The organism is Mycobacterium sp. (genome assembly GCF_049280035.1).
In the GTDB taxonomy this organism is placed as follows: Bacteria; Actinomycetota; Actinomycetes; order Mycobacteriales; family Mycobacteriaceae; genus Mycobacterium.
Map to the genome: position 1 here is coordinate 1 of NZ_JBAPPI010000734.1, position 8,294 is coordinate 8,294.

The 8,294-nt window shown below is 64.9% G+C and carries 9 protein-coding genes; 7 read left to right on the forward strand and 2 right to left on the reverse strand.

From position 1 onward, the window contains the following. The coding region (locus WAN71_RS23665) for a DUF3558 domain-containing protein (RefSeq protein WP_422227664.1) at positions 1-471 on the reverse strand (471 nt) is incomplete at its 3' end. 130 nt (positions 472-601) lie between these two features. Between WAN71_RS23665 and WAN71_RS23670 the strand changes: the two genes are divergently transcribed. Genes WAN71_RS23670 through truB form a run of 3 tightly spaced genes read left to right on the forward strand, consistent with a single transcriptional unit; the run spans position 602 to position 3,137 of the window. Continuing rightward, entirely contained in the window at positions 602-1,567 is a 966-nt protein-coding gene (locus tag WAN71_RS23670; protein ID WP_422227665.1) for a metallophosphoesterase family protein, read from the forward strand. After that, a complete protein-coding gene (locus WAN71_RS23675; RefSeq protein WP_422227666.1) occupies positions 1,564-2,259 on the forward strand; it encodes a 4'-phosphopantetheinyl transferase family protein in 696 nt (231 codons plus the stop codon). The genes WAN71_RS23670 and WAN71_RS23675 overlap by 4 nt, the downstream gene beginning before the upstream one ends. Then, entirely contained in the window at positions 2,256-3,137 is an 882-nt protein-coding gene (gene truB, locus WAN71_RS23680) for a tRNA pseudouridine(55) synthase TruB (RefSeq protein WP_422227667.1), read from the forward strand. Before WAN71_RS23675 ends, truB begins: the two co-directional genes overlap by 4 nt. Before the next feature lie 12 nt (positions 3,138-3,149). Here truB and WAN71_RS23685 read toward each other — a convergent pair whose 3' ends face one another. Next, the gene (locus WAN71_RS23685) at positions 3,150-3,893 is read right to left on the reverse strand and encodes a MerR family transcriptional regulator (protein ID WP_422227668.1); all 744 of its coding nucleotides are present in this window, start codon (positions 3,891-3,893) and stop codon (positions 3,150-3,152) included. 96 nt (positions 3,894-3,989) lie between these two features. On the opposite strand from WAN71_RS23685, the gene WAN71_RS23690 reads away from it, so the two are divergent. The 4 genes from WAN71_RS23690 to WAN71_RS23705 form a co-directional block, all read left to right on the forward strand. Beyond that, positions 3,990-5,309 (forward strand): cytochrome P450, encoded by a 1,320-nt coding sequence (locus tag WAN71_RS23690; RefSeq protein WP_422227669.1) that lies wholly within the window; start codon positions 3,990-3,992, stop codon positions 5,307-5,309. Then, positions 5,309-6,799: a flavin-containing monooxygenase gene (locus tag WAN71_RS23695; RefSeq protein WP_422227670.1), complete on the forward strand. Its 1,491-nt coding sequence runs from the start codon at positions 5,309-5,311 to the stop codon at positions 6,797-6,799. The genes WAN71_RS23690 and WAN71_RS23695 overlap by 1 nt, the downstream gene beginning before the upstream one ends. Before the next feature lie 63 nt (positions 6,800-6,862). Beyond that, positions 6,863-7,501: a TetR/AcrR family transcriptional regulator gene (locus WAN71_RS23700; protein WP_422227671.1), complete on the forward strand. Its 639-nt coding sequence runs from the start codon at positions 6,863-6,865 to the stop codon at positions 7,499-7,501. Positions 7,502-7,607: 106 nt separating this feature from the next. Continuing rightward, positions 7,608-8,294, forward strand: a 687-nt coding sequence (locus tag WAN71_RS23705; RefSeq protein WP_422227672.1) for a beta-ketoacyl synthase N-terminal-like domain-containing protein, incomplete at its 3' end; no start/stop codon positions are given.

The following is an 8,294-nucleotide window of genomic DNA, read 5'->3' on the forward strand; positions in this document are numbered from 1 at the left end:
CCCGTAGCTGGTCTTGAAGATCACCATGCAGGACATGTACCAGTAGCTGTTGTGATACGTGGGCTTGAGGTTCCAGTACTGGGCGGCGCGGTGGCCGTTGACCGTGGTCTCGACGGCGTCGGCGGGCAGCGACTGGTCGTAGTTGCGCCAGATGATCGGCTCGACGGCCACCTGGTAGTTGCCGGCGTCGTACTGGCAGCGCAGCCCCTCCTGCGGTTCTGGCGGCGTGAAGGCCAGGCCCAACCGCTGCACGACGTCGAACGGGATGTCCTGACACGGGTTGAACGGGCTGGGGTCGGTGGTCGCCACAATCGGGCTCTTCATCGTCGTGGGCGGATCCATCGGTGCGGCGGTGGACCGCAGTTGCACCTTCGCGGCACCGACGTTGGCCGGCGGTGCACTCTGCCACACCACCACCAGCGCCGTGACCAGGGCACCGAGCGCCGCTAGCAGCCGCAGCTTGGCGACCATCACACCCCCTCGACCGGTTTACCTCTGCGGGGAGTTTACAAGTCGCAATCGCGCCGTCACAGGGTAAACGAGAACCTGTTCTAGTACTGCGGCGCGGCATTCAGCGACGCGCTCGTTAGGCTGGGGAGTCGTGGCAGCACAGGAACCGACGACCGCCCGCCAGCCGACGCTGTGGGCGATCTCCGACCTGCACACCGGTCACAACGGCAACAAGCCCGTCACGGAATCGCTGTACCCGTCGTCGCCGGATGACTGGCTGATCGTCGCCGGTGACGTCGCCGAGCGCACCGACGAGATCCGCTGGTCGCTGGATCTGCTGCGCCGACGGTTCGCGAAGGTGATCTGGGTACCCGGCAACCACGAGCTGTGGACCACCAACAAGGACCCGAAGCAGGTCTTCGGCCGCGCCCGCTACGACTACCTGGTCAACATGTGCGACGAAATGGGCATCGTGACCCCGGAGCACCCGTTTCCGGTGTGGACCGAGCGCGGCGGCCCGGCCACCATCGTGCCGCTGTTTCTGCTCTACGACTACACGTTCTTGCCCGCGGGCGCGACCACCAAAGCCGAAGGCCTCGCGATAGCGCGCGAACGCAACGTCGTCGCCACCGACGAGTTCCTGCTGTCACCCGAGCCATACCCCACCCGCGATGCGTGGTGCCGTGATCGCCTGGCCGCCAGCCGCAAGCGGCTCGAAGACCTCGACTGGATGACGCCGACGGTGCTGGTCAACCATTTCCCGATGGTGCGTGAACCCTGCGATTCGCTGTTCTACCCGGAGTTCTCGCTATGGTGCGGAACCACCGAGACCGCCGACTGGCACACCCGCTACAACGCGATCTGCTCGGTTTACGGCCATCTGCACATCCCCCGCACCACCTGGTATGACGGGGTCCGCTTCGAAGAGGTTTCGGTGGGTTACCCGCGGGAGTGGCGCCGGCGTAAACCGTTCAGCTGGCTGCGCCAAGTGCTGCCCGATCCGCAGTACGCGCCCGGCTATCTCAACGACTTCGGCGGTCACTTTGTCATCACCCCGGAGATGCGGGCGCAGGCGCAACAGTTCCGAGAAAGACTGCGCCAGCGGCAGTCACGATGACGCTGTCCACATTGATGTCGTCGGTGCTGCCCGGCACGGGGACATCCGATGAAAACCTGGCGTCGGCCGAGCTGTACTCTGACCCGCCCGGGCTGGCGCCGATGCCCGAAGAAGAGCCGTTGATCGCGCGGTCAGTGGCCAAGCGGCGCAACGAGTTCATCACCGTGCGCCACTGCGCTCGTCTGGCGCTGGGCGAGCTCGGGATTCCGCCGGTGCCGATCCTCAAGGGGGACAAGGGCGAACCATGCTGGCCCGACGGTGTGGTGGGCAGCCTTACCCACTGCGCGGGCTACCGTGGCGCGGTCGTCGGCCGCGGGGCCGCGGTGCGCTCGGTAGGAGTCGACGCCGAGCCGCACGACGTGCTGCCCAATGGCGTGCTTGACGCGATCAGCCTAGAAGCGGAGCGTCGTGAAATAGAAGCGATGGCTGGTCTGCCGGCCGGTGTGCATTGGGACCGAATCTTGTTCTGCGCCAAAGAAGCAACGTACAAGGCGTGGTTCCCGCTGACGAAACGCTGGCTTGGCTTCGAAGACGCGCACATCACGTTCGACGTCGACGGCTCCGGCTCCGGCGGCACCTTCGAATCGGTGATCCTGATCGACGGCGCCACGCTGTCGGGTCCGCCGCTGACGTCACTGGCCGGACGGTGGTCGGTTGAACGGGAATTGGTGCTGACAGCGATCGTGCTATGAATGCCGGCCTCGTCATCGTCGACAAACCGGCCGGAATGACGAGCCACGACGTCGTCGGGCGCTGCCGACGCACCTTCGGCACCCGGCGGGTGGGTCATGCCGGCACGCTGGACCCGATGGCCACCGGCGTCCTGGTGATCGGGATCGAGCGCGCCACCAAGATTCTGGGGTTGCTCACCGGCGCCTCGAAGTCTTATGCGGCCACCATCCGGTTGGGCCAGGCCACGTCCACCGATGACGCGGAAGGCGAACTACTGCAGGAAGTTTCGACGGAACACCTAACCGAGGCGACCATCGCCACCGAGATCGCCGAGTTGCGCGGCGACATCATGCAGGTGCCATCGACGGTCAGCGCGGTCAAAATCGGCGGGCAGCGGGCATATCGGTTGGCACGCGAAGGGCACACCGTCGAACTTCCCGCCCGGCCGGTGCGCATCGACCGATTCGAGATGCTGGCGCTACGCCGCGACAGGGACGGCGTGATCGACGTCGACGTAGAGGTGGACTGTTCCTCCGGTACGTACATCCGTGCCCTGGCCCGCGATCTCGGCGACGCGCTGGCGGTCGGTGGTCACCTGACCGCATTGCGCCGCACCCGTGTCGGCCGGTTCGGTTTGGATCAAGCGCGCTCACTCGACGAGCTGACCGAGCGGCCGAAGCTGAGCTTGACCCTCGACGAGGCTTGTCTGCAGATGTTTCCGCGCCGCGAGCTCACCGCCGGGGAGGCCGACGCGGCGGCCAACGGCCGCGCGCTCACACCGGCCGGCATCGACGGCGTCTATGCCGCGCAGGACGGGAATCGCCGGGTTATCGCGTTGCTCCGCGACGACGGCGCGAAAACCAAGTCAGTCGTCGTAATCCGGCCGGCCACACTGTAATCCGAGGGGGCGTCAGGACGGTTCACGGGTCGGCTTGATGCCGTCCAACGCGCGCTCGGCCTGGCCGACTTCGCTCAACATCACCGATGCCGCGGCGTCGTCGAACGCGGCCTGCTGCAGATGAGTGAGCAGCGCGCTCACCAGCCGGCGGCCTTGCCCCGCATTGTCGGCAAGCGAACCCCAGCCGGGCGCAGCGAACCTCGACGACACGAAGGGCTCCCACACGTCCTCGGCATAGGCGCGCAGGATCACGTCAGCAATCGAACGTTGGTGACCGCGGACGTCGACCAACGTCGCAACCAGTCGCTCCAGCGAAACGCCCACACGGGTGAGGCCTTCGATCAGGTCCAGCGCCTCCGCGTCGCGCACCGATACCGGATCGCCGTCGGCGTCGGCGATCAGGCCGAGCTTGGCCAGGTGCGCTGCGGCGCCGGCGCCGAGTCGGTTGTCGAGTTCTGCTCGGCCGACCGTGGTGGGGCCCGCCATGCTGAACGGGGCGAGCACTTCGGCCGCCAAGTGCCGGATGTCGCTCTCGTTGCCGGTGCCGGTGTCGATCATGCGCCGGATCAGGTCGAGTGGGAAGCCTTCGGAGTGCAGCTGCTGCACCCGCCTGATTCGCGCGATGTGCTCGTCGGAGTAGATGCCGACGCGTCCGCGCCGGGTCGGCGGCGGCAGCAAACCCTGGCGCTGCCACTCCCGGATATTGCGCGAGGACATGGAAACGCGCTGGGCAAGCTGGTCGATTGTCATCTCCATTTGACGATGATTCTAACCCCATTGTCTGTTACAGAAATAGTTGTTACTGTCACGCTTGCATCGGTTGATCGAATCCGGTGGACGGATGGAGGAACCGTGACCCTCAAATACGACATCCGGTTGGCAACATCGGTGGCGAGGCCGCTCGCGGACAGTCTCTACACCAACATCACCACCGATCTGGGTGCCATGCTCAAGCGCCGCGACTATCCCGGCATCCACGAAACGGCGTTCGACCCGTTCGATCCGGTGACCGCGGCCAACCCCTACCCGGGATACACCGAACTGCTGGCCGGCCCGAGGGTCCGATACAACCGCAGACGCAACATCTTCATCCTCAGCCGCTACGACGACGTGCGCGCCGCGGCCCGCAACGACGCGATGCTGACCAACACCGAAGGGGTGACGCGGTCCCGGGTGGAAATCCCGGTTCTGCTCAACCTGGATCCGCCGCGGCACACCGAGTTACGACGCAAGGTGCAGCCCGCGTTCGCGCGCGGAGCGCTGTCCGGCTGGCAGGAGACGGTGGATCATCTTGCCCGCGAACTGGTTTCGGAGCTGCTGGCCAACCCGGGTTCCGATGTAGTGCAACGGCTGGCGGTGCCGCTGCCGATGCGGATGATCGCGCACATCCTCGGCATTCCGCCGAAGGACGAGGAGTTCTTCCGCTACTGGTCCAACGAGTCCGTCCGAGTGGCGAACATCCAACTGACGCCGAAGGGGCTGTGGCAGATGTTCCCCACCCTCAACGGCGTGCGCCACCTACATTCGTATTTCTGCAGCCGCATCGAAAGCGGCGAGCTGTTGGCGCGCGACACCCTGCTGGGCCGTCTGGTGGCCACCGCGGGCGACGGCGAGATCAGCCGCGACGAACTCTTCTACTTTGCGTTGCTGCTCCTGCTGGCCGGCAACGAAACCACCACCAACCTGCTGAGCACCATGTTCCTGACGTTGTCGGAGAACCCCGGTCAGTTCAGGCTGATCCGGCAGGATCCCGACACGCTGGTGGGCAGCGCTATCGAGGAGCAGCTGCGTTTCTCGTCGCCGATTCAGGGGTTCTACCGCACGGCGAAGACCGCATACCCGGTAGGTGACGCCACAATTCCGGCCGGTGCGCGGGTGGCGCTGCTGTGGGGTGCGGCCAACCGTGACCCGCGGCAGTTCGACAATCCGGACGCATTCGTTGCAGCGCGCAATCCCTCCCACGTCGCGTTCGGTTCGGGGATTCACCTGTGCCTCGGCGCGAGTCTGGCGCGGATGGAGAGCCGGGCGGTGCTGCGCGAACTCAGCGAGCGCGTGGAGCGCATCGACGTGATCGGTACGCCGGAGTGGACCACCAACAGCTCGCTGCGCGGTCTGGCCCAGATGCAGGTGACGCTGAACCCATTTGAGAGCCCGACGCAGGCGAGGGCCTGATGCACCGCACGCCGCGGGTCGTCATTGTCGGCGCCGGGATGTCCGGGCTGTGCCAGGCGATGCTGCTCGACCGCGCGGGGTTCAGCGACGTCACCATCCTGGAGAAGAGCGACCGCCTCGGCGGAACGTGGCGGGACAACCGCTATCCGGGACTGACTTGCGATGTGCCGTCGCATTGGTACCAGTACTCATTCGACTTGAATCCGTCGTGGAGTCGCCTGTTTTCGCCCGGCCCGGAAATCCAGAATTACTTCGAAGCATCGGCACGTCGGCACAACATCGAGCGAATGATCCGCTACCAGACCGAGGTTGTCGACGCCCACCACACTGGAGCGCGCTGGCGGCTGACCACGCGCGACGGCGAGAATCTCGACGCCGACTTCGTCATCTTGGCGACGGGCTTCTTGCACCACCCCAGCGTGCCGGGCTTCTCGGGCATGAGCGACTTCGCCGGCCAGATTGTCCATTCGGCGCACTGGAGCGATGACATCGACGTCTCGCGCAAGCGAATCGCCGTTATTGGCAACGGCTCCACCGGTGTGCAGCTGATATCGGCGGTAGCCGGTGTCGCAGCTCACGCGACGCTCTTTCAGCGCACACCGCAATGGGTTGCGCGCATGCCCAACCCGTCGATCCCGCCCGCCGCCCGCAAATTGATGAGCCGAAGCCGGCTGCTCAGCAGGGCAGTGCGGCAAGCGGAATACAAGTCGTTCGAGGTTTTCACCGTCGGGCTTACGCAGCCCGGTTTGCGACGACGCGTGGTCAACCGGGTGTGCCGGCGCAACCTCGCTTCGGTCGCCGATCCGGCATTGCGCGCCAAGCTGACTCCCGCCTACCAACCCGGGTGCAAGCGGTTGATCATCCACCCCGACTTCTACCGCCAGGTGCAGCGTCGCGACGTGAGCGTGGAGACAACGGCGATCGACCGGTTCGAGGAGGGTGGTATCCGGACTATAGACGGTCGGCTGCACGAAGCCGACATCGTCGTGATGGCAACCGGTTTCAACGCACACGATTATGTTCGTCCCGCTACGCTCCGCACCCACGACGGCCACACACTCAGCGACGTGTGGTCAGCGGGTCCCCGTGCCTACAAGAGCGTCGCCATTCAGGACATGCCGAATCTGTTCATGCTGCTTGGTCCGCATTCCCCGATCGGGAACTTTTCGCTGGTGGACGTGGCCGAAGCGCAGGCGGCATACGTGCTCAATTGGATAACGCGATGGGCTGCGGGGGAGTACGACAGGCTGCGTCCCACCGCCGGCGCCATCGATGCCTACTTGGACCACATTCGGCGCGGGTTGCCCGGCACGGTGTGGACGACCGGCTGCAACAGCTGGTACCTGGGTGACGACGGGTTGCCGGAACTGTGGCCGCATCACCCGCAGGATTATCTGCGGCTGCTCAAACAGCCCGATGACCGCAGCTACACCATGGAAAGCGACAAGCGACTCCGAAGCCACGACTCGACTCTGCGACCGATGCGGTAGCATTACATTCTCAGTTGAATGTATCTTTACTTCGATAGGTACCGGGAAGGTAGTGCGGTCGCGATGACGGAAGTCAACGGACAACGGGTTCGGCGCACCCAGGCGGAGCGCACTGCCGCCATGCGGACGCGGTTGCTCGACGCCACCATCGAGTGCCTGGTGACCTACGGCTACGCGGGAACCACCACGCCGCGAGTAGCCCAGCTCGCCGGCGTCACCCGCGGCGCGCAGATCCACCACTTCCGGTCCAAGGAAGATCTGGTGGTCGCGGCCATCGAGCACCTCGCTCAACAGCGTGCACAAGGCGCGATCCGCGAGCTTGGTCGCGTGCAGGCGAGTCCCGACCCAGTGTCGATGGTGCTGGACTTTTTGTGGGAGGCGCACCAAGGTCCGATGTTTGTTGCCACGCTGGAACTTTGGGTGGGGGCACGCACAGATCCCGTGCTGGCTCGCCAGATTGAGCGGGTAGAACCGGTCGTCAACAGCACACTGATTGCCGCGATCTCACAGCTGGTAGCGGACCACACAGCGCAGAAGGAAATTCGTAACGTCGTCTACACGGCGATGGACGCGCTGCGGGGGATTCTGGTGGCCAGTTTCGTCGATCGGGACGCCGAACGTGCGCGCCGCCGCTGGGACCGGGCCTGCGAGCATCTGCGGGTATTGCTCGCTGATGTGTTGCCCACGCAGGCGTTGGGCTAGCCGTCGTCGATGACCTGTCCTGGAGGATTAGTAAAGATACAATCAGCCATGTATGTTATGACGGAAGCGGTTGGCCGCCTGTCTGAACCTCGTCCAAAGGAGTGCGATGTCTAACAAGGTCTACGTCGTCGGTGTGGGGATGACGAAGTTTGAAAAGCCGGGCCGACGCGAGGGCTGGGACTACCCCGACATGGCGCGCGAGTCCGGCACCAAGGCACTCGAAGACGCCGGCATCGACTACACCGCGGTCGAGCAGGGCTACGTCGGCTACGTCTACGGCGAGTCGACATCGGGCCAGCGCGCGCTTTACGAGCTGGGCATGACCGGTATTCCCATCGTCAACGTCAACAACAACTGCTCGACCGGGTCGACCGCGTTATACCTTGCCGCCCAGGCGATTCGCGGCGGGCTGGCCGACTGCACAATCGCGCTCGGGTTCGAAAAGATGAAGCCCGGCTCGCTGGGGACGATGTACGACGACCGCACCCAGCCGATGGACAAGCACGTCATGGCGATGGCCGAGATCTCCGAGGTGCTTTTCCCCGCGGCTCCGTGGATGTTCGGGGCCGCCGGTCGCGAGCACATGAAGCAATACGGCACCACCGCAGAGCATTTCGCAAAGATTGGCTACAAGAACCACAAGCATTCAGTCAACAACCCGTACGCGCAGTTCCAGGAGTCCTACACACTTGACGACATCCTGGCGTCGCGGATGATCTACGACCCGCTGACCAAGCTGCAGTGTTCACCGACCTCCGACGGGTCAGGTGCGGCGATCCTGGCCTCCGAGGCG